21 protein-coding genes are annotated in these 23,969 nt (G+C 35.1%); 14 read left to right on the top strand and 7 right to left on the bottom strand.

What is annotated here, in order from left to right; all coding sequences use genetic code 11:
- The first annotated feature begins 144 nt into the window (after window positions 1–144).
- From gloA2 to aspA, 3 genes are all read left to right on the top strand, one after another.
- Window positions 145–531: an SMU1112c/YaeR family gloxylase I-like metalloprotein gene (gloA2, locus tag ACODS7_RS24465; RefSeq protein ID WP_098629107.1), complete on the top strand. Its 387-nt coding sequence runs from the start codon at window positions 145–147 to the stop codon at window positions 529–531.
- A gap of 108 nt (window positions 532–639) precedes the next feature.
- The gene (locus ACODS7_RS24460; protein ID WP_243168227.1) at window positions 640–1,938 is read left to right on the top strand and encodes a hemolysin family protein; all 1,299 of its coding nucleotides are present in this window, start codon (window positions 640–642) and stop codon (window positions 1,936–1,938) included.
- Window positions 1,939–2,111: 173 nt separating this feature from the next.
- Window positions 2,112–3,545, top strand: a complete 1,434-nt coding sequence (gene aspA, locus ACODS7_RS24455; protein ID WP_016083563.1) for an aspartate ammonia-lyase — start codon at window positions 2,112–2,114, stop codon at window positions 3,543–3,545.
- A 39-nt stretch (window positions 3,546–3,584) separates the two neighbouring features.
- Here the strand turns inward: aspA and ACODS7_RS24450 are convergent, their stop codons facing one another.
- Window positions 3,585–5,204: an L-lactate permease gene (locus ACODS7_RS24450; protein ID WP_016083562.1), complete on the bottom strand. Its 1,620-nt coding sequence runs from the start codon at window positions 5,202–5,204 to the stop codon at window positions 3,585–3,587.
- 819 nt (window positions 5,205–6,023) lie between these two features.
- Between ACODS7_RS24450 and ACODS7_RS24445 the strand changes: the two genes are divergently transcribed.
- Window positions 6,024–6,311: an ArsR/SmtB family transcription factor gene (locus tag ACODS7_RS24445; protein WP_000081428.1), complete on the top strand. Its 288-nt coding sequence runs from the start codon at window positions 6,024–6,026 to the stop codon at window positions 6,309–6,311.
- A 191-nt stretch (window positions 6,312–6,502) separates the two neighbouring features.
- The gene (locus tag ACODS7_RS24440) at window positions 6,503–6,682 is read left to right on the top strand and encodes an acid-soluble spore protein H (RefSeq protein ID WP_002169177.1); all 180 of its coding nucleotides are present in this window, start codon (window positions 6,503–6,505) and stop codon (window positions 6,680–6,682) included.
- Between the two features lie 37 nt (window positions 6,683–6,719).
- On the opposite strand, the gene ACODS7_RS24435 is transcribed toward ACODS7_RS24440, so the two are convergent.
- Both ACODS7_RS24435 and ACODS7_RS24430 read right to left on the bottom strand, forming a co-directional pair.
- Window positions 6,720–8,069 (bottom strand): peptide MFS transporter, encoded by a 1,350-nt coding sequence (locus ACODS7_RS24435; RefSeq protein WP_000338303.1) that lies wholly within the window; start codon window positions 8,067–8,069, stop codon window positions 6,720–6,722.
- A 380-nt stretch (window positions 8,070–8,449) separates the two neighbouring features.
- Window positions 8,450–9,418 (bottom strand): ABC transporter substrate-binding protein, encoded by a 969-nt coding sequence (locus ACODS7_RS24430; RefSeq protein ID WP_029441543.1) that lies wholly within the window; start codon window positions 9,416–9,418, stop codon window positions 8,450–8,452.
- A gap of 172 nt (window positions 9,419–9,590) precedes the next feature.
- Here ACODS7_RS24430 and ACODS7_RS24425 point away from each other — a divergent pair, with 172 nt between their 5' ends.
- The 3 genes from ACODS7_RS24425 to ACODS7_RS24415 are packed head-to-tail and all read left to right on the top strand — an operon-like array spanning window position 9,591 to window position 12,484.
- Window positions 9,591–10,595 carry a FecCD family ABC transporter permease gene (locus ACODS7_RS24425; RefSeq protein ID WP_243168228.1) on the top strand — a complete coding sequence of 335 codons (1,005 nt, stop codon included), beginning with the start codon at window positions 9,591–9,593 and terminating at the stop codon, window positions 10,593–10,595.
- Window positions 10,592–11,650 (top strand): FecCD family ABC transporter permease, encoded by a 1,059-nt coding sequence (locus ACODS7_RS24420; RefSeq protein WP_000760059.1) that lies wholly within the window; start codon window positions 10,592–10,594, stop codon window positions 11,648–11,650. Before ACODS7_RS24425 ends, ACODS7_RS24420 begins: the two co-directional genes overlap by 4 nt.
- Before the next feature lie 12 nt (window positions 11,651–11,662).
- Window positions 11,663–12,484 (top strand): ABC transporter ATP-binding protein, encoded by an 822-nt coding sequence (locus ACODS7_RS24415; RefSeq protein WP_001167953.1) that lies wholly within the window; start codon window positions 11,663–11,665, stop codon window positions 12,482–12,484.
- A gap of 27 nt (window positions 12,485–12,511) precedes the next feature.
- Here ACODS7_RS24415 and ACODS7_RS24410 read toward each other — a convergent pair whose 3' ends face one another.
- Window positions 12,512–13,243, bottom strand: a complete 732-nt coding sequence (locus ACODS7_RS24410; RefSeq protein WP_043936516.1) for a class I SAM-dependent DNA methyltransferase — start codon at window positions 13,241–13,243, stop codon at window positions 12,512–12,514.
- Between the two features lie 213 nt (window positions 13,244–13,456).
- Here ACODS7_RS24410 and ACODS7_RS24405 point away from each other — a divergent pair, with 213 nt between their 5' ends.
- The 4 genes from ACODS7_RS24405 to ACODS7_RS24390 all read left to right on the top strand — a co-directional run bounded on the left by ACODS7_RS24405 (window position 13,457) and on the right by ACODS7_RS24390 (window position 16,721).
- Complete coding sequence (locus ACODS7_RS24405) at window positions 13,457–14,647, top strand: glycine C-acetyltransferase (RefSeq protein ID WP_043936515.1); 1,191 nt, start codon at window positions 13,457–13,459, stop codon at window positions 14,645–14,647.
- A gap of 44 nt (window positions 14,648–14,691) precedes the next feature.
- Window positions 14,692–15,657 carry an L-threonine 3-dehydrogenase gene (locus ACODS7_RS24400; protein ID WP_098629110.1) on the top strand — a complete coding sequence of 322 codons (966 nt, stop codon included), beginning with the start codon at window positions 14,692–14,694 and terminating at the stop codon, window positions 15,655–15,657.
- A 112-nt stretch (window positions 15,658–15,769) separates the two neighbouring features.
- On the top strand, window positions 15,770–16,312 hold the full coding sequence (gene pyrE, locus ACODS7_RS24395) for an orotate phosphoribosyltransferase (RefSeq protein ID WP_043936514.1): 543 nt from the start codon (window positions 15,770–15,772) through the stop codon (window positions 16,310–16,312).
- Window positions 16,299–16,721, top strand: coding sequence for an NUDIX hydrolase (locus ACODS7_RS24390; RefSeq protein WP_043936513.1), 423 nt, complete (start codon window positions 16,299–16,301; stop codon window positions 16,719–16,721). The genes pyrE and ACODS7_RS24390 overlap by 14 nt, the downstream gene beginning before the upstream one ends.
- Before the next feature lie 37 nt (window positions 16,722–16,758).
- On the opposite strand, the gene ACODS7_RS24385 is transcribed toward ACODS7_RS24390, so the two are convergent.
- From ACODS7_RS24385 to ACODS7_RS24375, 3 genes are all read right to left on the bottom strand, one after another.
- Entirely contained in the window at window positions 16,759–18,642 is a 1,884-nt protein-coding gene (locus tag ACODS7_RS24385) for a vWA domain-containing protein (protein WP_043936512.1), read from the bottom strand.
- 3 nt (window positions 18,643–18,645) lie between these two features.
- A complete protein-coding gene (locus tag ACODS7_RS24380; RefSeq protein WP_000892974.1) occupies window positions 18,646–19,539 on the bottom strand; it encodes an ATP-binding protein in 894 nt (297 codons plus the stop codon).
- A 127-nt stretch (window positions 19,540–19,666) separates the two neighbouring features.
- Entirely contained in the window at window positions 19,667–21,196 is a 1,530-nt protein-coding gene (locus ACODS7_RS24375) for a cardiolipin synthase (RefSeq protein ID WP_043936511.1), read from the bottom strand.
- Window positions 21,197–21,409: 213 nt separating this feature from the next.
- On the opposite strand from ACODS7_RS24375, the gene ACODS7_RS24370 reads away from it, so the two are divergent.
- Window positions 21,410–21,712 (top strand): cobalt transporter, encoded by a 303-nt coding sequence (locus ACODS7_RS24370; RefSeq protein ID WP_224414031.1) that lies wholly within the window; start codon window positions 21,410–21,412, stop codon window positions 21,710–21,712.
- A 482-nt stretch (window positions 21,713–22,194) separates the two neighbouring features.
- Window positions 22,195–23,898, top strand: coding sequence for a putative bifunctional diguanylate cyclase/phosphodiesterase (locus tag ACODS7_RS24365; RefSeq protein WP_029441552.1), 1,704 nt, complete (start codon window positions 22,195–22,197; stop codon window positions 23,896–23,898).
- Window positions 23,899–23,969: the final 71 nt, after the last annotated feature.

Here is a 23,969-nt window from a genome sequence, read left to right as displayed (position 1 = left end):
TAACGTTTTTTGACACTTGGGGGTAGTCTTATTTCTTAAGTTGATGGGCATGTGGTAAGCCCCCTAAAAGAGATATTCTGCTATATATGTTTTTCATTTCAAGGGAGAATATGCATCTTTGGTAAAGAAAGGAATAGAGAGAGTATGAATATATGTAGAGTGCATCACGTTGCAATTATTTGTTCGAATTATGAGACGTCAAAATATTTTTATACTAGAATATTGGGATTTAAAGAAATAAATGAAGTATATAGAAAGGAACGAGATTCTTATAAATTAGATTTATGTGTAGGAGAAGAGTATCAAATCGAATTATTTTCATTTCCAAATCCGCCTGAGCGCAAAAGTTTTCCAGAAGCAGCAGGTCTTAGACATTTAGCATTTGCTGTTACAAATATAGAAGAAGCTGTGAAGCATTTAAATCAATGTGGTGTTGAGACAGAATCGATCCGTATTGATGAAATAACGGGGAAGAAATTCGTCTTTTTCCAAGATCCCGATGGTTTACCTTTAGAATTGTATGAGGTTTGAAAATTGGTTGATTTTATATAGAGTTGCTTTCAAATAATTGAAGAAACTAAAGTGAAACTTCTTTTTAAAAGGAGGTGTAACTTTAGCTAAGAAAGCTAAAGGACATATGTGGATATTTTAAAATTATTGATGGTAGTCATTCTTATTGGGTTAACAGCATTTTTTGTGGCTGTTGAATTTGCAATTATTAAGGTACGTAGCAGTCGTATTGATCAACTCGTTAGCGAAAAAAGACGAGGTGCACTGGCAGCTAAAAAGGTAACTTCAAATTTAGATGAATATTTATCGGCCTGTCAGCTAGGTATTACAATTACTGCTTTAGGGCTCGGGTGGTTAGGGGAACCAACCATTAAACATTTACTCGAGCCGTTGTTTTTAAAATTAAAATTCTCACCTGCGATTTCTAGTACAGTTTCATTTATTATTGCCTTTGCAGTAATTACATTTTTACATGTTGTCATTGGGGAGCTTGCTCCAAAGACATTTGCTATACAAAAAGCAGAACAAGTTAGCTTATTGTTATCGAAACCACTTATTTATTTTTACCGAGTTATGTATCCGTTTATTTGGGCTTTGAATGGTTCAGCGAGGGTTGTAACTGGTTTATTCGGATTACATCCAGCTTCTGAACATGAAGTAGCTCATTCAGAAGAAGAATTAAGGTTAATCTTATCTGAGAGCTATGAGAGCGGAGAGATTAACCAAAGGGAATTTAAATATGTAAATAATATTTTTGAATTTGATAATAGAGTAGCAAAAGAAATTATGGTACCTCGTACGGAAGTTGTAGGCTTATATGAGGACGAACCATTTGAAACACATATTAAAGTAATCGCACAAGAAAAGTACACGAGATATCCTGTATTTGGTGAAGATAAAGATGAAATTATTGGGATGGTTAATGTAAAAGATTTATTTATTCGTTATATGGATGGTAATCGGGACGAAGAGTGCTCGATTATGCCATATACAAGGCCAGTTATTGAAGTGCTAGAAAATATTCCAATTCATGATTTACTATTACAAATGCAAAGAAAACACATTCCATTAGCTGTATTGTATGATGAATATGGTGGTACAGCAGGGATTGTTACACTAGAGGATATTTTAGAAGAAATTGTTGGAGAAATTCGAGATGAATACGATGAAGATGAACACCCGCCTATAGAGTATGTAAGTGAAGGGTATAAAATTGTAGAGGGAAAAGTGCTTATTAGTGAAGTAAATGATTTGCTTGGCATACATTTAATTGCTGATGATGTAGATACAATTGGTGGCTGGATTATGGTACAAAAACAAATCGTTGCTGAAGGAGATGTTATTGAGAAACACGGTTTTTATTTTAAAGTCCTTGAAAAGGATATGCATCAAATTAAACGAGTGGAAATAAGGAAAGTAGAAGAATGATTTTCTATAAACTTTAATAAAAAGGATATGCAGAAAAATAAATGTTTGCGCTTTCAAAAAAGGTGCTATATAGTGAAGGTGGATACTGAAAAATTCTTCTGAATGATACTCGTGTTTTTAGAGGGCGGATTTTTTGGATAAGGATTTAGAATGAAAAAGTATAGGTGATAAAAATGATAGCAACGAAGGATATACGTATAGAAAAAGATTTTTTAGGTGAAAAAGAAGTACCAAGTGCAGCTTATTATGGTGTACAAACATTACGTGCCGTAGAAAACTTCCCAATTACAGGATACCGCATTCATCCATCACTCATTACAGCAATGGCAATTGTGAAAAAAGCGGCGGCACTTGCGAATATAGATACTGGTTATTTAGCTAAAGACATTGGACATGAAATTGCAGAAGCAGCGCAAGAAATTGTTGATGGAAAGTTTCATGATCAATTTATCGTGGATCCTATTCAAGGCGGAGCCGGAACTTCTATTAATATGAATACAAATGAAGTAATTGCGAATAGAGCGTTAGAACGTATTGGATATGAAAAAGGGGAATATGCGAAAATTAGCCCAAATACTCATGTGAACATGGCCCAATCAACGAACGATGCGTTTCCAACAGGGATTCATATTGCAACTCTTATGATGTTAGAAGAGCTTCTTATTACAATGGAAGAACTTCATTCTGCTTTTCGTAAAAAAGCAAAAGAGTTTGATCACGTTATTAAAATGGGACGCACACATTTACAAGATGCAGTTCCAATTCGCCTTGGACAAGAATTTGAAGCGTATAGCCGAGTGCTTGAACGTGATATAAAAAGAATTAAACAGTCTCGTCAACATTTATATGAAGTGAATATGGGGGCGACAGCTGTTGGTACAGGATTAAATGCAAATCCTACGTATATTGAACAAGTGGTAAAACATTTAAGAACGTTTAGTGGATTCCCACTTGTTGGTGCAGAGCATTTAGTTGATGCAACGCAAAATACAGATGCATACACAGAAGTATCTGCAGCACTTAAAGTATGTATGATGAATATGTCTAAAATTGCAAACGATCTTCGTATTATGGCTTCTGGACCACGTGTTGGGTTAGCTGAAATTCAATTGCCAGCACGTCAGCCAGGTTCATCTATTATGCCAGGTAAAGTAAATCCAGTTATGGCAGAAGTAATTAACCAAGTCGCATTCCAAGTAATCGGAAACGATCATACAATTTGTTTAGCATCAGAAGCAGGGCAATTAGAGTTAAACGTAATGGAGCCTGTGCTTGTATTTAATTTAATTCAATCTATCAGTATTATGAATAACGGATTCCGTGTATTCCGTGAATATTGTATTGAAGGAATTACAGCAAATGAAGAATTGCTGAAGCAATATGTTGAGAAAAGTGTTGGAATTATTACAGCAGTTAATCCTCATATTGGTTATGAAGCAGCATCTCGCATTGCACGTGAAGCAATTGAAACAGGAAAATCTGTTAGGGAGTTATGTTTAGAGCATGGTGTACTGACAGAAGAGGAATTGGATATTATTTTAGATCCATTTGAAATGACACATCCTGAAATTGCTGGAGCTTCTTTATTAAAAAATAAAAAAATGTAATGTGAAAAACACCGATCCATTTGGATCGGTGTTTTATTTTTAAAAGATATTAAATACAGCGTTTAATTGAAGTAAGCTAATAACAGCTAAGAAGATTAAACTGTATTTCATTGCTGTTTTAAATAGAGCAGATTCTTTACCAACTAGTCCAACTGCGGCACAAGCAACTGCTACAGATTGTGGTGAAACCATTTTTGCCATTGTACCACCTACTACGTTTAAGGCAACGAGTGTAGAAGGAACGATGTTTAACTGGTCTGCTGTTACTGCTTGAAGTGGTGCGAATAAAGAACCACTTGAAACTACTGAACCTGTAATGAATACGCCAATCCATCCTAAGATTGGAGAAAGAACTGGGAATGCATTACCAGTAGAAGAGAATGCAAGTCCAAGTGTAGATGACATACCAGAGTAGTTCTCTACGTAAGCTAAAGCGATAACGCTACAAATTGTATATACTGGAGCTTTTAATTCTTTCATTGTTTCAATCATTAATTCTTTAACCATTTTACCTTTTACGCGGTAAACGATAAGTGAAACGATAATTGCTAATACAATCGCAGTAGTTGTAGAAGAGAATACATCAAATTTGAAAACAGCTGCGAAAGGTGTATCAGCTTTTGTAATTGGTGTAGTTTTCATAACAGCATTATGAAGACCAGGGAACTGAATGTTAAATACTAAGTTTGCTAAAGCACCATCTGGAGCAAATAAAGCTTTAATCGGTTTTAAGTTAAAGATTGTTACAAATGCAGTTAAGAATACGAATGGAGACCAAGCATATAAAATTTGATTGAATGTATGTGATACTTTAGTTTCTTGTTTTTCTTCTTTAGTAGAAGATTTTGGTTGCCAAACACGTAAGAATAATGCAAGAGCAATCATACTTACAACGGCTGCGAAAATGTTAGTAAGTTCTGCACCTAAGAAGTAAGTTACAAGGAACTGAGTAATTGCGAAAGAAACACCACTTACAAGAATACCTTGCCAAGTTTCTTTAATACCTTTAATTCCATCGACCATTGAAACAAGTAAGAAAGGTAAGATAATACTAATGAAAGGTAAAATAAGAACAGTTTGACGACCAATAGTTAATGCGTCAAGTTCAGTTAATTGTGCTGGTACTGTAACTGGAATACCCATAGCACCCATAGCACCACCAGCAATATTAGCTACTAAACAAATACCTGCTGCTTTTAATGGATTAAAGCCCATACCGACAAGTAGTGCAGCTGTAATAGCAACTGGAACCCCTAGACCAGCTGCGCCTTCTAAGAAAGCACCGAAAGAATAAGCGATTAATAATACTTGTAAACGTTGATCATTTGTAATGCTTGAAATACTATCGCGAATAATATTGAATTGCTCTGTTTTAACAGTTAATTTGTAAAGGAAAATTGCGGCGATAACGATAGTACAAATTGGATAAAATCCAGATAAAACACCGAATCCGGCAGATGCTACAGCCACTGTTGCTGGCATTTTATAAACAAATATTGCAAGGATAATAGCGACAATCACACTATAAAGACCAGCCATGTAACTTTTCATTTTGAATCCCATTAAACAAATGATGAAACAAAAGATTGGAAGTGCTGCGATTAGTGCAGATAACCAAATATTGTTTAATGGGTCATAAATTTGTGTCCAAGTACTCATAATAATGACAACTCCTATCTATTATATGTGAAGAAATTCACATTATTTGTGAAACTATTCACAATCAACTTACATGCTTAGTATATTCTCCTTCAACACTATTGTCAACGTAAAAAAGTATAATTATTCCATAATAGTGTTAAAAGAAAAGCTTTGTTCATAAAGTAGACAAAAAACACACTCAAATGAATTTAAGTGTGCTGTATAAGTTATTTGCATATTATTTTGCTTATTCAGATGGCATGTTCCTTATAGGCGTATATTAGATGCCATCTTTTATATCGAGTATAAAGTTTGATATATGAACTGATCTGTCCTGTTTGATCTAGTGAGGGAGGAATGGTGAGTGGATTTAATAGGAAGTCTTTCACAACAATCCAACCGCTTGCAATACGAATAAAAAATAAGAAACAAATTTTTAATACCATATCATCTCTTTTTACTGAAAATTCCTTTTAGCGTAACAAAGAGGTTAAGTATAGTTCAGCTACATTACGATAGGTTATCAATTATAGACGGTATTTTACAATACCGTTACTGTGCATTTCAATGAGGTGAAAATATAACAAAAAGCCTGATAAAACAACGTTTGCAAGCAAAGTATTCGTAGGCCATTATTTTGCTTTTTCGTTATATCATATAGTATAATATTCAAAATCAACAAGGATTTTTTCCTGAATTTTTGTTGATGAAAATGGAAAAATTTTTCGGCTTTATAGGTTGATAAAGTTATGTCGTAACAGGAAATATAAGAACAGATATATAAATAAATAAAAAGAACATAAAAACGCAAATAAAAACGAAAATGAGGGGAACTTTATGAGCCAAAATCAATTCGAATGTCGTATTTCAGAAGAAGATGTACAAATGTTAAGAGCGTTAGCTCACCCACTTCGTCTACGTCTAGTAATGGAACTTATGCAAAGAGGAACATGTAATGTAACACAACTACAGGAAGTATTAGAAATTCCGCAATCAACGGTTTCACAACATTTAACGAAGTTAAAGCAAAATAAAGTAGTGCGCTTTGAAAGACGAGGCTTAGAAGTGTATTACCAAATCCATAATGATAAAGTAAGTGCGGTAGTAAAAACATTATTTTCTTAAAATTTGAATATTATGGAAAAAGACGTGTGGAATATACGTCTTTTTTTATTTGTCAGAAAGGTAGCGAGAGAGTAAATATTAGCATGTGAGGAAGAAATGACTATCAATCAACATGCTGCTTTACGGAATATATTCTAAAAGGAAAAGAAAAAATAGAAAGGAGTGTAGTAAGCAAAAGGAGGGATATTAGTATGGATGTGAAACGTGTGAAACAAATCTTATCTTCTTCAAGTAGAATTGACGTTACATATGAGGGCGTACCAGTATGGATTGAGAGCTGTGATGAGCAGAAGGGGAGTGCTCAAGTGTATGATGTATCTAATCCTGGTGAGAGCGTTCATGTGGACGTGACAGCTTTAGAGGAGAGATAATAAAAAAGACGCTTCTAATTTTAGAAGCGTCTTTTTGTTATTCCATCATATGTGCAATTTTCTTAGAGAACATAAGAAGTACTAATCCCAGTACAATTACGATAATACCGATGCTTGCGAATACTTCTAAATATCCTAAAGATTGAGTGAAAGCGGCTAATTGTCCTGCTAATAAGTTTGCGAAGCCAGTACCAGCTAACCATACACCCATTAATAATGATGCTAATTTAACAGGAGCGATTGCACTTACCATAGATAATCCGATTGGTGATAAGAATAACTCACCGATTGTGTGGAACATGTAAGTGAATACAATGAATAGTAAGTTTGCTTTCATTGTAATGTTACCTTCATCGCTACCAGTTTTTAAAACAGCTAAAGTTAGAACTAAATATCCAATCCCTAGTAAAATCATACCTAATGCCATTTTTGTTGGGATTTTTAAATCACCATTTTTTGTTTTTGAAAGCTTAATCCATAACGCAGAAACAGGTAATGCTAGTAAGATAATGAATAGTGGGTTTACAGATTGGAACCAAGGTGTTGGAATTGTAAATCCACCAATTGTACGATCTACGAACTTATCTGTGTAAAGTGTTAAAGAACTACCAGCTTGTTCAAATCCTGCCCAGAAGAATACAACGAAACATGTTAAAATTAAAATTGCAACAGTACGTTTTTTCTCTTGTGGTGTTAAAGGTTTTTTCTCAACAGCTTTTGCATTTTGTTCTTTAGATTTTTTACCCACAACTGTTGTACCAGCTGATCCTAAGTAACGAGGTGCTAATAAGTTAAATGCAATCTGTCCAATAATCATACCGATACAAGCTGTTAAGAAACCGTATCTATAATCTGCGAAGTACCCGCAAATGAATGGAGCGATAAGAGCTCCTAAGTTAATCCCCATGTAGAAGATAGTGAAGGCACTATCACGACGAGAATCGTTGTCGCTATATAATTGACCTAATAAAGTCGAAATATTTGGTTTGAAGAATCCGTTACCAATAACTAATAATCCTAATCCTAAGAAAAGTCCAGTTTTTGTGTTCATTGAGAATAATACAAAGTTACCAATTGCCATGATGATACCACCAATAGTAATGGCGTGTCGCTTCGTAATGAAATGGTCAGTTAACCAACCACCAATAATAGGTGTGAAATATACAAGCATTGTGAAAATACCGTAAATTTGAACTGCAACTGCTTTATCAAATCCTAAACCGCCGCTTACTAAGCTCGTTGTTAAATAAAGAACTAATAAGCCACGCATTCCGTAATAACTAAATCTTTCCCATGCCTCTGTAAAGAACAACAAGTATAACCCTGGTGGATGTTTTTTTGGTGATTGTTGCTCTCCAGCTTTGTCTAATTTTAAAGCTGCATCCATTTTTGTTTCCCCCTAATCCTGTATAACGGATATTTATGTAATCATTTTAATTTACAAAATATTTAGAAGTCAATAGAATTATATGGAAATAGAAAGAAAATTTCTAAAAAAGTTCTATTTTTCTTCAACCGTTACTGTATTTTGCCCTGAAAACGAGATGATAAGCGTTTTCAAATGTAATAATTGAATTCTAAAAGAAAATAAAATAGTGATTAATCAGAAAATTTAGATTAAAACATCTATTCTGATATAGAGAAAATATATTCTATTTACTTTTATAATATAACATATTGGGAATAAAAATACAAAATGAAATAATGTGACACTTCAGTGAAATAGAAAATAGCCAGCACTATAGGAGGGTGCTGGCTAGAGGTGTATTATTTAACAAAGCGCTTTTCGATGTCATCTAGTAATAGGTTAGCAGCCATTACACCGCCAGCTGTATTCCAAATAACATCGTCGACTTTGTATGCTTTACCATTTTTTACGGCATTTAAATTTTTAAATAGAGGATCGTTTATATATTCTTTTTCTAGTTCAGATCCTTTTTTCTCATTTCCTTTATCGAATGTGAAGTAGAATAATACGTCACCATCCATAGCAGAAATACGCTCTTTAGATACGTTACGCTCTGCAAAATCATCTTTGTTTTGATCTCCAGGACGTTTAAATCCAAGTTCTTTTAAAATAACACCAGAGAATGTATCGCCATGATAAATACGAACATCACCAGGCATGAAACGAACCATAGAGATTTCTTGATTTACTTTATCGCCAAGTTTGCCTTTTAAATCTTTCATACGTGATTCGTAATCAGATATAACTTTTTGACCTTCTTTTTCTTTATTTAATGCTTTTGCATAAAATTTGAAGTTATCTTTCCATTCACCACGTAATGTTTCAGAGAATACAGTAGGTGCAATTGCTTTTAGTTGTTCGTACACTTTTTCGTGGCGCATTTTGTTACCAATAATTAAGTCTGGTTTTAAAGAAGCAATTGTTTCAACGTTAACTTGTCCTTCATCACCAACAACTTTTACATCTTTCATTTTATCCTTAATATGTGGATACCATGGGTCACCAGTCCAAGACTTTACAGCACCAACTGGTTTCACACCTAATTCAAGTAAAGCTTCAGTTCCTTCATTTGTTAAGATAACTACACGTTTTGGATTAGCAGGAACTTCTGTTTTACCCATTGCATGTTCTACATTAATCACTTCTTTTTTATTATCTTCTTTTGTAGATTCTTCTTTGTTATTTGATTTTCCACAAGCGCTTAAAAGTAGTGAAAAGGCTAATAAAAATACAAATACTGTAAACGATTTCTTCCGCATGAAATTCATTATGTACCCCCTACATGTTGAGAATATTTTTCAATAGCAAGCATGATATTAAGCCTTTCTTTTTTGATTGTCAATATATATGGTTGAAAATAATTCTCATTTCCGTTGACAATAAGAATTAAGTTGAAATACACTTACAACGTATCATTATACATTGAAGGGGAAACGCTGCATGTTATTAAAAACAAATCAAGCAAAATGGATTGGATTATTTGTTGGAATCATTGCAGTCGTTATTTGTATTTGGGGAAGTATTATTTTCGGATATACAAATACGAGCTGGAAATTAGCGCTAGATGCTTTTTTCCATTTTAATGGTTCTAATGAACATATTATTATTCAAAATGTGCGCCTTCCAAGGGCACTTATAGCAGCAAGTGTTGGTGCTAGTTTAGCCATCGCGGGTTGTCTTATGCAAACTTTAACTAAGAATCCACTTGCTTCTCCAGATTTTATTGGATTAAATTCAGGTGCTGCGTTCTTCATAGTTGTAGCAATTGTAATCTTTTCAGTAACATCATTATCAGCTTTCACATGGATTGCCTTTTTAGGAGCGGCGGTAGCGGCTGTACTTGTATTTGCTTCTAGTTCTTTAGGAAAAGAAGGGACTACTCCTCTTAAGTTAACGTTAGCAGGGGTCGCAATTAGTGCGTTATTTTCATCATTAACACAAGGATTACTTGTGTTAAATGAAAAAGCACTTGAAGAGGTATTATTTTGGCTTGCCGGATCTGTGCAAGGGAGAAAGTTAGAAATTTTACAATCTGTATTCCCATATTTATTAATAGGATGGATTGCATCTTTTATGATGGCAGGGAAAGTAAATACATTGATGATGGGGGAAGACGTCGCGAAAGGAATTGGACAACGAACAATTTTAATGAAATCATTCGTGTTACTTATTATTGTACTGTTGTCTGGTGGTTCAGTTGCGGTTGCTGGCCCAATTGGATTTATTGGAATTATCACTCCGCATTTTGCTAGATTTCTTGTTGGAGTTGACCACAGATGGAGAGTACCATATAGCGGATTGTTAGGTGCAATACTACTAATATTGGCTGATATAGCAGCAAGATATGTCATTATGCCACAAGAAGTACCAGTAGGAGTTATGACAGCATTTATTGGAGCACCGTTCTTTATTTATATTGCACGTAAGAGAGGGCTTAGCAAATGAAGAAATATATTCCGTTTCGTATAGGAAAAGGCGAGCTCTCGTTTTTAATGTATAAACGAGCTTGTCTCGTCTTGTTAAGTTTACTAGTTGTTTTAATAGGATTATTCTTTGCGAGCGCAGGTATGGGAGACATGAAAATTGCTCCTTATGACGTATGGCAAGCAATTACCGGAAATGGCGATGCAATGTCAAATATGGTTGTAAATAAGTTTCGTATGCCACGTATTTTAATTGCTATCCTCGTAGGAATTGCGCTTGCGGTAGCGGGCTGTATTTTACAAGGGCTCGTTCGAAATCCACTTGCTTCTCCTGATATCATCGGGATTACGGGCGGGGCAAGTGTCGCAGTTGTATTATTTTTAGCGCTATTTAGTGATAAAAATAATGCACTAACGGTAAGTATTCATTATATGCCGCTCGCAGCTTTTGCAGGAGCAACGATTGTAGCGGTTTTTGTATACTTATTTGCATGGCAAAATGATGGATTATCACCAATTAGTCTCGTTTTAATTGGTGTTGGATTTTGGGCATTAACGAAGGCGGCGACAACATTATTTATGTTGCTAGCACCAATTTATCAAGCGAGCCAAGCGAATGTATGGATTACGGGTACCGTTTACGGCTCTTCTTGGCAAAATGTTATGGTACTTGCGCCTTGGGTTCTCATTTTAACAGTAATATCATTTATCGCAGCTAGGCATTTAAATGCACAAGAGCTAGGGGATGATATAGCGGTAGGACTTGGGGTTCCTTTAACGAAGTCGCGTGTATTTATGTTATTACTTAGTACAGCTTTAATTGGTGGTGCGGTAGCTTTTGCCGGAGGGATTGGATTTGTCGGTTTAATGGCACCTCATATTTCACGAAGATTAGTTGGTTCTTTATACGGTGCATTACTCCCAGTTGCAGCTATTGTCGGTGCAATTCTAGTACTTGCTGCAGATTTAATAGGGCGTACAATTTTCACACCACTTGAAATTCCAGCAGGGGTATTTACATCAGCAATTGGTGCACCTTATTTCATTTATTTACTTTATAAAAGTCGGAATTCATAAAGGGAGATGAATATGCAAAAAGCATTGGAGACGAAACGCTTGACGTTGTCTTATGGTGAAACAATTATTATTGATGAGCTGAACTTAGAAATTCCAAAAGGAGAAATTACAATTTTTATCGGTTCTAACGGTTGCGGGAAATCAACTTTATTACGTTCACTAGCCAGATTATTAAAGCCAACAAATGGTGATATTTTGTTAGATAATCAAGCAATTCAAAGTATGCAAACGAAGCAAATTGCTCGTCAAATGGCGATTTTACCGCAAGGACCACAAGCACCAGAAGGACTTACAGTATTACAACTTGTAAAGCAAGGGCGTTATCCATACCAAACATGGCTGAAGCAATGGTCAGAAAAAGACGAGGAAATGGTACAGAAGGCACTTGCAGCAACAGGTATGACAGAATTTGCTGAGCGTGATGTGCATGCTCTTTCAGGTGGGCAGCGTCAACGTGCTTGGATCGCAATGACACTTGCACAAGATACAGATATCATTTTACTGGATGAGCCAACTACATACTTAGATATGACTCACCAAATTGAAGTGCTAGATTTATTATTCGAATTAAATGAAACAGAACAAAGAACAATTGTTATGGTATTACATGATCTGAATTTAGCATGCCGCTATGCAGATAACATCGTAGCAATTCAAGATAAACAAATATATGCACAAGGTAAACCTGAAGAAGTGGTAGATGAGAAACTAGTACGTGATGTATTCCGAATGGAGTGTCAAATTAGTACGGATCCGTTGTTTGGAACACCGCTTTGTATCCCGCACGGAAGAGGAAGACGTGTAGTTAAAGAAGTTGCCCAGGCAATGAGATAAAAAAACGATGAGTGATTCATCGTTTTTTTATTTGGTACAAGAAAATAAGAGGAAGAGAGGAATTCGTAAGCGACGTTTATACTCTTCTTCATTTTGAAAATAGGTTGGATTTGGTGTAGCTTCTTTTAATGATGTAATGGTAAATCCAGCTTGCTGTAATAATGTAAAATACTCTTCCGTTGTACGATGATATTTAATAACTTCTTGGTCAATCCATGGTTCAACCCGTTTGCCTAGTTTAAAATAATCATCGACGAGCCAACTCGTTCTTTTACCACTTGTGTGTAAGCTTTCAAATGAAGAAGTAATAACGGGATGTTGAACGCTAAAGGTAAAGGTGCCATTTGTTTTTAAAGTTTGAAACACATTTTGAAAAATGGTATCAAGATGTTCAATATAATGTAAGGCGAGTCTAGAGGTTACTAAATCAAAAGTGGAAGAGGGATAGGTATAATCTTTGAGGTTTAAAAAATGAACAGATCCATTTTTATTTTCTAGTTGTTTTTTAGCTTTTTCATACATAAGCTCGGAGCCTTCAATGCCGGTGTAAGAGTAGCAACCCTTTTCTAATAATTCCACACCAAACTTAGCGTCACCACAGCCTAAATCGAGAATTTGTTTTCCTTTCACATTACCAATGAGTGGAAAGAATACTGGTTTTTCAATGGATTCATTTGGGCTATTTTCTCGGTATCTTCGTTTCATATATTGTTCGAAAAATGCTGTGTTATTGTATACATCAGATTCTGTAAATGCCACGTTTGAAGCTTCCCTAAATATTTTTTTAATTCTATCAAATATGAAAAGTAAATGATAGATTTATTGTAATGAATCATATATAATCTAGAATTGTAAGCGGTTACTTTAAGCTATTTTTCTATAATAAATTCTGAAAACGTGTTAAGCTAGTAGAGGGATTATTAGAACTATTAAGATAATAATCCGCTTACATGAACGATGGGAGGCTTCACAATGTCTAGTAAAACACTTGCGAAATTTTTAGAAGAAAATTTAGAGGATTTAAAATCAAAGGGGCTTTATAACGTAATTGATCCGCTTGAGAGTTCGAATGGACCGATCATTACAATAGGCGGAAAAGAATATATTAACTTATCTTCAAACAACTATCTTGGATTAGCAACAGATAGCCGTTTGCAAGAAGCAGCAATTGGTGCTATTCATAAGTACGGCGTTGGAGCAGGGGCTGTTCGTACAATTAACGGTACTTTAGATTTGCATATTAAGTTAGAAGAAACAATTGCAAAGTTTAAACATACAGAAGCAGCAATTGCTTATCAATCAGGATTTAACTGTAATATGGCAGCGATTTCAGCTGTTATGGATAAAAATGATGCGATTCTTTCAGACGAATTAAATCATGCATCTATTATTGACGGTAGTCGTCTATCAAAAGCAAAAATTATTGTTTATAAACATTCTGATATGGAAGATTTACGCCAAAAAGCAATCGCGGCGAAAGAATCAGGTCTTTACAATAAATTAATGATAATTACAGACGGTGTTTTCTCAATGGATGGAGATGTTGCAAAACTACCAGAAATTGTTGAGATTGCAGAAGAGTTAGATTTAATGACATACGTAGATGATGCACACGGTTCAGGTGTACTTGGAAAAGGTGCAGGGACTGTAAAGCACTTCGGTCTTTCTGATAAAGTTGATTTCCAAATTGGTACATTATCAAAAGCAATTGGGGTAATTGGTGGATATGTAGCAGGGAAACAAAACTTAATTGACTGGTTAAAAGTTCGTTCACGTCCATTCTTATTCTCTACAGCATTAACACCAGCTGATGCGGCAGCTTGCATGAGATCAATTGAAATCTTAATGGAAAGCACAGAGTTACATGATCGTCTATGGGAAAACGGTCGCTATTTAAAACAAGGGTTAAAAGAACTTGGCTTTAACATTGGAGAAAGTGAAACGCCAATTACACCTTGTATTATTGGTGACGAAGTATTAACACAAGAATTTAGTAAACGTCTAAATGAAGAAGGCGTATATGCAAAATCTATCGTGTTCCCAACTGTAGCAAAAGGAACAGGTCGTGTTCGTAATATGCCTACAGCAGCTCATACGAAAGAAATGTTAGATGAAGCAATTCGTAAGTATGAAAAAGTAGGGAAAGAAATGGGCATCATTTAAGTAACGACATCTTTTGAATAGCTTGCAAATGAGGAGTGGGGAAAATGAAAAAAATTCTAGTAACCGGTTCTTTAGGGCAAATTGGTTCTGAACTAGTAATGAAACTTCGTGATGTATACGGCGCATCAAATGTTATTGCAACAGATATTCGTGAAACAGACAGTGAAGTAGTAACGTCTGGTCCATTTGAAACGTTAGATGTAACAGATGGACAAAAACTACATGATATCGCAAAGCGTAATGAAGTAGATACAATTATTCATTTAGCAGCTTTACTTTCAGCAACAGCAGAAAAAAATCCGTTATTTGCATGGAATTTAAATATGGGTGGACTTGTAAATGCTCTAGAAGCAGCTCGTGAATTAAACTGTAAGTTCTTCACGCCAAGTTCTATCGGTGCATTCGGTCCATCGACGCCAAAAGATAATACACCGCAAGATACAATTCAGCGTCCTACTACGATGTATGGGGTAAACAAAGTAGCAGGAGAATTACTATGTGATTATTATTATCAAAAGTTTGGTGTAGATACGCGCGGTGTCCGTTTCCCAGGTTTAATTTCTTATGTAGCTCCTCCAGGAGGCGGAACGACTGATTATGCCGTTGAAATTTACTATGAGGCGATTAAAAAAGGTGTATACACCTCATACATTGCTGAAGGAACGTACATGGACATGATGTATATGCCTGATGCTTTACAAGCGATCATTTCATTAATGGAAGCTGATCCAAGTAAGCTAGTGCATAGAAATGCATTTAACATTACAGCAATGAGCTTCGAGCCAGAGCAAATTGCAGCGTCAATTCGTAAACACATTCCGACGTTTACAATGGATTATGCAGTAGATCCAGCTCGTCAAACAATCGCTGATAGCTGGCCAAACTCTATTGACGCAACAGCAGCAATGAAAGAGTGGGGCTTCAAAGCAGAATACGATTTAGATAAAATGACAAATGACATGCTGGCTAAGTTAAAAAAAAAGCTTGCAGCTGAGTTAGTGATGAATTAATAGGAAGGGTCGATTCTTAGGAATCGACTCTTTTTATTTGTATTTTGGGAATATGCAAATAATTACAAATGTGATAGAATGAGTTAATTTGTGTGTAAAGGGGAGACAAGGAATGGAGAAATGGGAGTTAGCAAAGGAAATTTACAATACGTCACGTTTAACGGGAACATTTAAACTTCGATCAGGACAAGTATCAAATCAATACTTTGATAAGTACTTATTTGAATCTAATCCAGTACTGTTATTAGAAATTACTAAACAGTTGAAAGAGCTCATTCCTCCTGATACAGAAGCACTCGCTGGTTTAGAGATGGGAGGAATTCCAGTAGCAACGGCATTATCTTTACAAACAGGTATACCAGTCGTACTTGTAAGAAAAGAAGCGAAGAAGTACGGCACATGTAAGTTGGCAGAGGGTGTTGATATTGCTGGGAAAAATGTTTGTGTTGTTGAAGATGTCATTACGACAGGCGGTCAAATATTATTAAGCACGAAAGATTTAAGAGAACTAGGTGCGAAAGTTAATCATGTTCTAGGTGTGATTGAACGAACAAAAGAAGGAAGAGATAACTTATTAGAAGATGGATTGCAGTTGCACTCCTTATTTACAATGGATGAGTTAATTGAAGGGGAAATGCAACATGCAAAGAGTTGATGTCGTATATGCACTAATACATGACGAAGAAACAGATAAAATATTAATGGTACATAATGTAGAACAAAACGTTTGGTCATTGCCAGGCGGGGCTGTAGAAAAAGGTGAAATATTAGAGGAAGCACTAATAAGAGAAGTGAAAGAAGAGACAGGTTTAACTGCTACGTTAGGTGGACTTGTTGCGATCAATGAAAAATTCTTTGAAGAATCAGGGAATCATGCGCTATTTTTTACATTCCGAGCGAATGTAGTAAAAGGTGAACTTATTGCGGAAGATGAAGGTGAAATTTCTGCAATAGAGTGGGTGGATCGAACAATTGCGAATGAGCGCTTCCCATACTATGACGGAGGATTTGAATCTTTGTTAGAAGTAGCCATTCCATACAAGTTTCAACCAGAAACAAAGTAATTGAACGAAAAAACAGGAGCCACAAGGCTCCTATTTTCTATTCAATCGTCTTCAGTAATAATTTTTTCAGTAATGGTTTAATCTTCAATCGTAAATCTTCAGCGTGATTTGCAACTAAGAAGTGATGGTTATAAATGTTTTTCATCAATTGATAAGTTGCTTCTTTCGCTTCGCCTTCTTCGATGAAGATACCGATTACTTCCATACCACTTTTACGCGCGAGTTTAACAGCTTCATGCGTATCTAAAATTCCGTCTTGTTGATAGTCTAGCGCAGAAGGCTCACCGTCTGTGAAGACTAGTAAGAATTTGTGTTTCTCAGGTCTTTTGGCAAGCTTTTCAGAAACGATACGAATAATATATCCGTCGCGGTTATCTTCTTCTTCACGAAGTTGCATAATTTCTGGACCAACGTTTGGTAACGTTGAGTTTTTATAATTTACAACTTCATGGATAACGTTCGGCTTATCTTCAGGTTTAGCGCTAGAGGCATCTTCCCAAAATCCGCTAATAGCGTGCGGGATTTTTAAAGATTTTAAAGCTTCATGGAATAGTACAACACTCTTCTTCGTCTCTTCCATTTTGTTATACATAGAACCAGAACAGTCAACTAACAGTTGGAATGCAACATCGAGTTCTTGTGACTCTTGTCCTTTTTTATAAAACATCCGCGGTTGTTTTTCGGTATAAATACGAAGGAATTTCTTACGAAGTCTTCCGTAATATTTATCACTATTCGCATTCGTTTTATTTTCAATCGTTTTTTCGATAATTTTCTTTAATTCTTTTACATCTTTATTGACGACTGATTTGATAGCTTGGTAATCTTTTTTCTCATCGATATTTGCTTTGCGAGCTTCTTTAAATGTATGAGAAGCACCTACATTATACTTACCATATGCACCGTCGTGCTGGCTAGAAGCGTGTGAAGCCCTTGCTTCTTCTGTATCAGCGCCATCAAAGTTGGATTGTGTACTTTTTTGAGAAGTACCTTGTACAGAACCAAGTGCCTGGTCGCCATCTTCTGATTCACGAGCAGTATCGCCCATCATGTTTGTTTTTGTTCCGCTTTCTAATTCAAAGCGTAAAAAGTTTTCGTTTTCGTTATTTTTATTTTCACGATGCCATGTGGAGAAACTTTCATCCATTTTGTTTTTATTTTCATCGTCATCTATGAGCTGCGTATCATCATTTGCTAAATCTTCGACGCGACAGTTCTTTTCGTCTGCAATGACAGATAAGTAAAGTGGAGCATGTCCGAAATAGTTGTTAAGCATATCACTTTCAAGAAGCGCCTCTAAGCGATAGCGAATTTTCTCAACGATATACATAATATCTTCTGTATTACGTGCTTGGAATGTTTCATGTAAAATCGCTTCAATTTGCTCAAAATATTCATTATTAAACATTTCATATTTATCGCTCGTTAATGAAAGATAGCATAGGCAAAATAGACGATCACCGTGATAATTACGAACGCGGTTTATTTCATTTTGAGAGCCGAAATAATTGCGGTACATTTCTTTTCGGCGTTTAAAAACATGTTTCGTGCCAGGACGTAAGTTCTTTACGATTTCCTCAACGCGTAAATCTTCTAATAGAACAAATAATTGTGTTAAAAACTTTTTTAGGGGCGATTCTTGCAATTCAATCGCATAAGAACGAATTAAAGTCATGTCCGAGTAATGTTTATTACCAAGTGCTTTTAAGAACACTTCGCTTTTTAATCCGATTACTGTATCTTCTTCTTTTCGATCATCCCAAAAGTGACTAATGACAACTTTCTTTTCAATTTCGTCGTAGTATGCTTTATAGCCGTATTCAAGATAGGCATCGTCTTCTTTTAGAAGGGCATACATTAAGTTTTCCATTTGTAGAAACAGCGACGCATCAATTTTTTTGTCACTAAAAATTTGTCTCATAAATTATCCCTCAAAGAAATAACTTTCTGCTAATTCACGGACAGTCATTTGTTCTGTTTCATCATTAAGTTTTGCAATTATGCTTCGTTCAATAGCTCGCATAACAGGAATATATACACCTAAATCACATGCATCGATAATACCACGAATACTTGCTGCTTCTTCACTTACACGTCCATCGCGAGCTAAAGGCATAAGGTCGCTTGCAAATGCAACAAACTTTTCAATTGTTGCAACATCATTTAATTTTGACTCTGCTAATAATAGTTCTTTTAATGTGTCACCTTGAATGTAAGGAACTTCAATAATAACGAAACGGTTTTTTAATGCTTCATTTAGTTCACTTGTTCCAACGTAACCTTCGTTAATCGCAGCAATTACACGGTATTCTTCATCACCGTATACAACCTCTTGTGTAAATGGGTTTGTGATCATTTTACGGTAATCTAATGCGCCGTGAAGTAGCGGTAAAGTTTCAGGTTTTGCCATATTGATTTCGTCAATATATAAGAAGTGACCGTTCTTCATTGCTTTCATAAGAGGACCGTTAACGAATGAAACTTCAGATGCACCATCTTTCGTTTGTAGTGTGTTGTATCCTAAAATACCTTCTACATCTAAGTCGACAGAGCAGTTAATGCTATGCATTGGTTTTTGGAATAAAGAAGAAAGTGTTTCCGCTAGTACTGTTTTACCACTACCAGTCGGTCCTTTTAATAGAATGTTCTTGCCAAGAAGAAGTGCTGTAATCGCATCTTCGATAATGCTATTATCAGATGCTTTATATATTTTAGTACCGATTAAATGAGCATTTTCACCAGCTTCTTGTTTATTCTTTTCATGAATCGTAGAAAGCTGTTGTTTTAAATCAGCATGTATATGAAATTGTTCTAACATGTATTTCCCACCTAACATTATTTTCATAAAGTAATACATCTTATGATAACTTGTTTTAATATGGTATGCAAAGAAAAGGAAGGAGGATAAAGGGAAAAGAAAAAGCAATCAAGATGAAGTTGATTGCCTACAGTAAAGGAGAAATGAGCCTCATGAAAGACTCCAATATGCGTTTTTTTATACTTCTTTTTTGGAAAGAGTTCCATTTAATTTCAGTTGAGTGTTTAAAATCTTCTTCAAAATCACGTTTAATATCGTGAACTGTTTTTGATTCATAAAGTACGCTAATAATTTCGTAATTCAATTCAAAGCTACGTACATCCATGTTCGCTGTTCCAATAGTTGCAATTGTATCATCAACGAGTACAATTTTTGCATGCATAAAACCATCTTTATAACTGTAAATAGAAGCACCAGCTTTTAAAAGCGGAGTGAAATAGGATTGAGATGCTTGATCACTAATGATACTATCACTTTTACCTGGATATAAAATCCGTACATCTATTCCGGCAATTGCACTTAAGCGTAATAATGTTAAAGTTTCTTGGTCTGGAATAAAGTAGGGTGTAGCGATCCAAATGGATTTTTTTGCAGAGCCCATAACAGCTAATAATGTATTACGAATACTTTTATCATCAGAGCTTGGTCCGCTTGCTACGATTTGAACAGCACCTTCTGCATTTGAAATCTCTTTACCTGGGAAGTATTGTCTATTCATGAATTGATCCCAGGAATAAGTATTTAAACCACTAGAGGCATAGAGCCAGTCTTCTAGAAAGATTGCTTGTAATTTATATAATGCTTTTCCTTCTATTTTTAAATGACTATCACGCCAAACGGGAAATTTCTTTGAACGGCCAAGATATTCATCACCGACATTGAGTCCTCCGGTAAAACCAATTTCTCCATCTACAATAACGATTTTCCGATGATTACGATAATTGACAGTTTCAAGTAACCAAGCTGAAAAAATAGGGTCAAATTCTACAATTTCAATCCCAGCTTCTTTCATAGGTTGCAAAAATCGTCTTCTTAACGTGTTACTTCCAAGACCATCATAAAGGAAGCGTATAATAACACCATCTTTTGCTTTTTGTATTAAAGCATCTCGAACTTTTGTACCAATTTCATCAGATTTATAAATGTAGTATTGAATATGTATATGATGTTTTGCCTGCTCTATAGCTCGCAAAATTTCTGAAAATGTTTGATCTCCGTTTGTTAAAAGTTTTGTAGTTGTTTTATCTGCGGCAGGACCGCCTCCAAATTTTTGTATGACTTCTGTTAAATGTATGGAACGTTCATTTAGTGGGACTGTGAGTAATAACTCTAGTCTTCTTCCTTCTAATATTTCACGGAATAATTTTCTTTGTTCTTCTGAACGATGGAGATGTTTTTTTCTTCTCCAGCGGCTGCGCCCGAAAATAGCGTATAAAAGCACACCTATAATAGGAAGAAGTGCTAATACTAAAAACCATGCCAATGTGCTTTGTGGAGATCTATTTTCTATAAAGATAACGAATGAAATTCCTACGATTGTGATGGACCATAGAGCACCGACAAATGTATATAACGAAATATACGATGTATTTAATAGGAACAGAACGATAGATACAATTGTAAATATTAATAGTAACTGAACGATAGGCTTCTTCATTTCTATATAATTCCCCTAATCTTTTTTCAATATAGACTTCCTAAATAGAAGATGTAATATGACATCTTTATTATAAGGTGTTTTGCTTTTTTTACAAAATATAGACATTTCACCTATACTTTCCGCATTTGTCCTACATACAGTGTACTATCACATTTTTATCCCACTCTTAATGCATATGAAAATGAAAAAATCGAAAAGGAGCGGAGAAACATGAATTATATAGAAAATAATGGATTGTACTATCGGAATCATCACCATGGAGGACACAATCACTATGATCATCATCATCATCACGGAGGCGGCTGGGGCTGGGGTGGTAGTTCATGGGGAGGCGGATTTTTCCCTGGAAGCTTTGCAGGAGGAGTGTTAGGCGGACTGACAGCTGGTGCATTAACAGGTACAACAAGTGGAGGATATTATCCAGCTCCATATCCAGTAACTTATCCGTCACCATACCCTGTAGCGTATCCAATGCCATACCCAGGTTATCAGCAAATACCCTATTCATATTAAACTAAAAAAGAGGCTATCCTCTTTTTTAGTTTAATATGGTATTTATTTATAAAATACTTCCAAAATTAAGGTGAAAATATGTTAATATTTTGTTATTGTAATTCAAAAACATATACATTAATGTAGGTTTTCATATTATTATTCGTGAATAGTTATTTAGTGTGGTCTAATTTCTATTTCGTTATTAAAAAACAAAGAAACCAGACATGAGTGGACTTATTTGGAAATAAGGCTTGGATAGAGCCACTTAAAGGGATTGCAGTATAATAAGGCACGAGATAATTAGGGAGATGAGAAGCTACTAGTTATAATTGAAACAGTATAATATTGCTTTTTATTACAAATAATATTATGTTATTTTAATCGGTCTATTTAAAAAGATAATTTATGTAATGGGCTAGTATTAGAAAATGAAATATCTCTATTTCTATGAAGAGAAACAGGTTGTGTTTTAGTCAGATAGGAAGCAAGGAGAGATGCGCATGCTAGAACAGAGAGGTCATGCATTATATGACTCTTCATTGCGAGATTTAAAGTTAGCATTAGATGAGTCTTCAATTGTTGCAATTACAGATCGAAAAGGTCTTATTACATATGTAAATGATAAATTTTGTGAAATCTCTAAATATAAAAGAGAAGAATTAATTGGAAAAGATCACCGTATTTTAAATTCAGGACATCATCCGAAAACCTTTTTTCAAAACTTATGGAAACGTATTTTGAATGGGAAAGTATGGACAGGTGAGATTCGGAATCGAGCAAAAGATGGTACATATTATTGGGTCAAAACAACAATTGTTCCATTTTTAAATGAAAAAGGAGAGCCATACCAGTTTATCGCAATTCGAAATGATATTAGTAGTAGAAAAGAAGCGGAACATAGATTGCGGCTAAGTGAAAGTCGTTATAGGGAACTTGCCTATCATGATGCTTTAACGAGTTTGCCTAACCGTTTACAATTAATAACGACCGTTAATAAATTGATTGCAGATAAAAAAGAATTTGGTATGATTTACTTTGATTTGGACCGTTTTAAATTAGTAAATGATACGTTAGGTCATATGATAGGGGATTTACTTTTAAGCGAAGTTGCTTCACGGTTGCATTATGTACTAGGAGAGAAAGATGTTCTGGCTAGGCTAGGTGGCGACGAATTTGTGCTGTTAACAAAAAATCATAGACAAGATGATATGAGGCAGTTAGCGACATCTGTGTTGTCATGTTTCCAGGCACCATTTATGCTTGAAGGCCATGAAGTATACATTTCAGCTAGTCTAGGACTTTGTTCTTATCCACAAGACGGACAAGATGTGGAAACGTTATTGAAAAACTCTGACTTAGCTATGTATAGTGCAAAAGAACAGGGGAGAAATGCTGCATGTTTCTTTACAGATGAGCTACGCGCGAAAATAAATCGCAGAATGAAAGTTGAGTTTGCTTTGCAAAAGGCAATTCGTGATGAAGAGTTAGATGTAGCATTGCAGCCTATTATTGATTTGAAAACGAAGAGATATTCTGGTATAGAAGCTTTAGTACGATGTATGACAGAAGATGGACCTATTTCACCAAGCGAATTTATCCCCGTAGCTGAAGAGTCTGGACTTATTATAAAGCTAGGAGACTGGGTATTAGAAAAATCATGCCGATTGTTTAAAACATTGCCAAATTATCAAGAAGGACTAAAGTTATCTGTGAATTTATCTATACAACAATTAATGCAGAAACGTTTTATTTTGTCTGTACGTAGCATTTTAAAGAGAACTGGTTTTCCTCCGAACCGTTTAATATTAGAAATAACGGAAAGCATTGCAGTTCGCCATTTTGATTATATTATTGCTACATTACAAGAATTAAGAAATATGGGTGTTTTAATTGCTTTGGATGATTTCGGAACTGGCTATTCTTCCTTATATTATTTAAAACAACTACCACTGGATATTGTGAAAATTGATCGTAATTTTATTCGTGAATTTCATTATGATCACGCACAGCCAGAACGAACGATTGTAAAATCTGTTATTGAAATTGCTCATAGTTTAAATTTAGCAGTAGTTGCTGAAGGGGTAGAAACAGTAGAACAAGAGAGTTTATTACAATCAATGAGCTGTGATTATGTACAGGGATTTTATTATGCGAAACCTTTATCTGTAGGAGAGCTAAAAGAAAAGTTAATTACAGATTTTTAATAAAAAAGAGAAGCCAGCAGTGAACTGCACCCCAATTGTTAGACACAGTCTAACAATTGGAGGTGCAGTTT

Source organism: Bacillus sp. FG16 (assembly GCF_057809515.1).
The sequence above is the reverse complement of the archived record's forward strand: the minus strand, read 5'-3'. Positions and strand labels throughout refer to the sequence as shown.

Excerpts from the sequence above, each read along its gene's own strand:
- gloA2 (WP_098629107.1), top strand. The coding sequence starts at position 145 with ATGAATATATGTAGAGTGCATCACGTTGCAATTATTTGTTCGAATTAT.
- aspA (WP_016083563.1), top strand. The coding sequence starts at position 2,112 with ATGATAGCAACGAAGGATATACGTATAGAAAAAGATTTTTTAGGTGAA.
- ACODS7_RS24450 (WP_016083562.1), bottom strand. The coding sequence starts at position 5,204 with ATGAGTACTTGGACACAAATTTATGACCCATTAAACAATATTTGGTTA.
- ACODS7_RS24445 (WP_000081428.1), top strand. The coding sequence starts at position 6,024 with ATGAGCCAAAATCAATTCGAATGTCGTATTTCAGAAGAAGATGTACAA.
- ACODS7_RS24440 (WP_002169177.1), top strand. The coding sequence starts at position 6,503 with ATGGATGTGAAACGTGTGAAACAAATCTTATCTTCTTCAAGTAGAATT.
- ACODS7_RS24435 (WP_000338303.1), bottom strand. The coding sequence starts at position 8,069 with ATGGATGCAGCTTTAAAATTAGACAAAGCTGGAGAGCAACAATCACCA.
- ACODS7_RS24430 (WP_029441543.1), bottom strand. The coding sequence starts at position 9,418 with ATGAATTTCATGCGGAAGAAATCGTTTACAGTATTTGTATTTTTATTA.
- ACODS7_RS24425 (WP_243168228.1), top strand. The coding sequence starts at position 9,591 with ATGTTATTAAAAACAAATCAAGCAAAATGGATTGGATTATTTGTTGGA.
- ACODS7_RS24420 (WP_000760059.1), top strand. The coding sequence starts at position 10,592 with ATGAAGAAATATATTCCGTTTCGTATAGGAAAAGGCGAGCTCTCGTTT.
- ACODS7_RS24415 (WP_001167953.1), top strand. The coding sequence starts at position 11,663 with ATGCAAAAAGCATTGGAGACGAAACGCTTGACGTTGTCTTATGGTGAA.
- ACODS7_RS24405 (WP_043936515.1), top strand. The coding sequence starts at position 13,457 with ATGTCTAGTAAAACACTTGCGAAATTTTTAGAAGAAAATTTAGAGGAT.
- ACODS7_RS24400 (WP_098629110.1), top strand. The coding sequence starts at position 14,692 with ATGAAAAAAATTCTAGTAACCGGTTCTTTAGGGCAAATTGGTTCTGAA.
- pyrE (WP_043936514.1), top strand. The coding sequence starts at position 15,770 with ATGGAGAAATGGGAGTTAGCAAAGGAAATTTACAATACGTCACGTTTA.
- ACODS7_RS24390 (WP_043936513.1), top strand. The coding sequence starts at position 16,299 with ATGCAAAGAGTTGATGTCGTATATGCACTAATACATGACGAAGAAACA.
- ACODS7_RS24385 (WP_043936512.1), bottom strand. The coding sequence starts at position 18,642 with ATGAGACAAATTTTTAGTGACAAAAAAATTGATGCGTCGCTGTTTCTA.
- ACODS7_RS24380 (WP_000892974.1), bottom strand. The coding sequence starts at position 19,539 with ATGTTAGAACAATTTCATATACATGCTGATTTAAAACAACAGCTTTCT.
- ACODS7_RS24375 (WP_043936511.1), bottom strand. The coding sequence starts at position 21,196 with ATGAAGAAGCCTATCGTTCAGTTACTATTAATATTTACAATTGTATCT.
- ACODS7_RS24370 (WP_224414031.1), top strand. The coding sequence starts at position 21,410 with ATGAATTATATAGAAAATAATGGATTGTACTATCGGAATCATCACCAT.
- ACODS7_RS24365 (WP_029441552.1), top strand. The coding sequence starts at position 22,195 with ATGCTAGAACAGAGAGGTCATGCATTATATGACTCTTCATTGCGAGAT.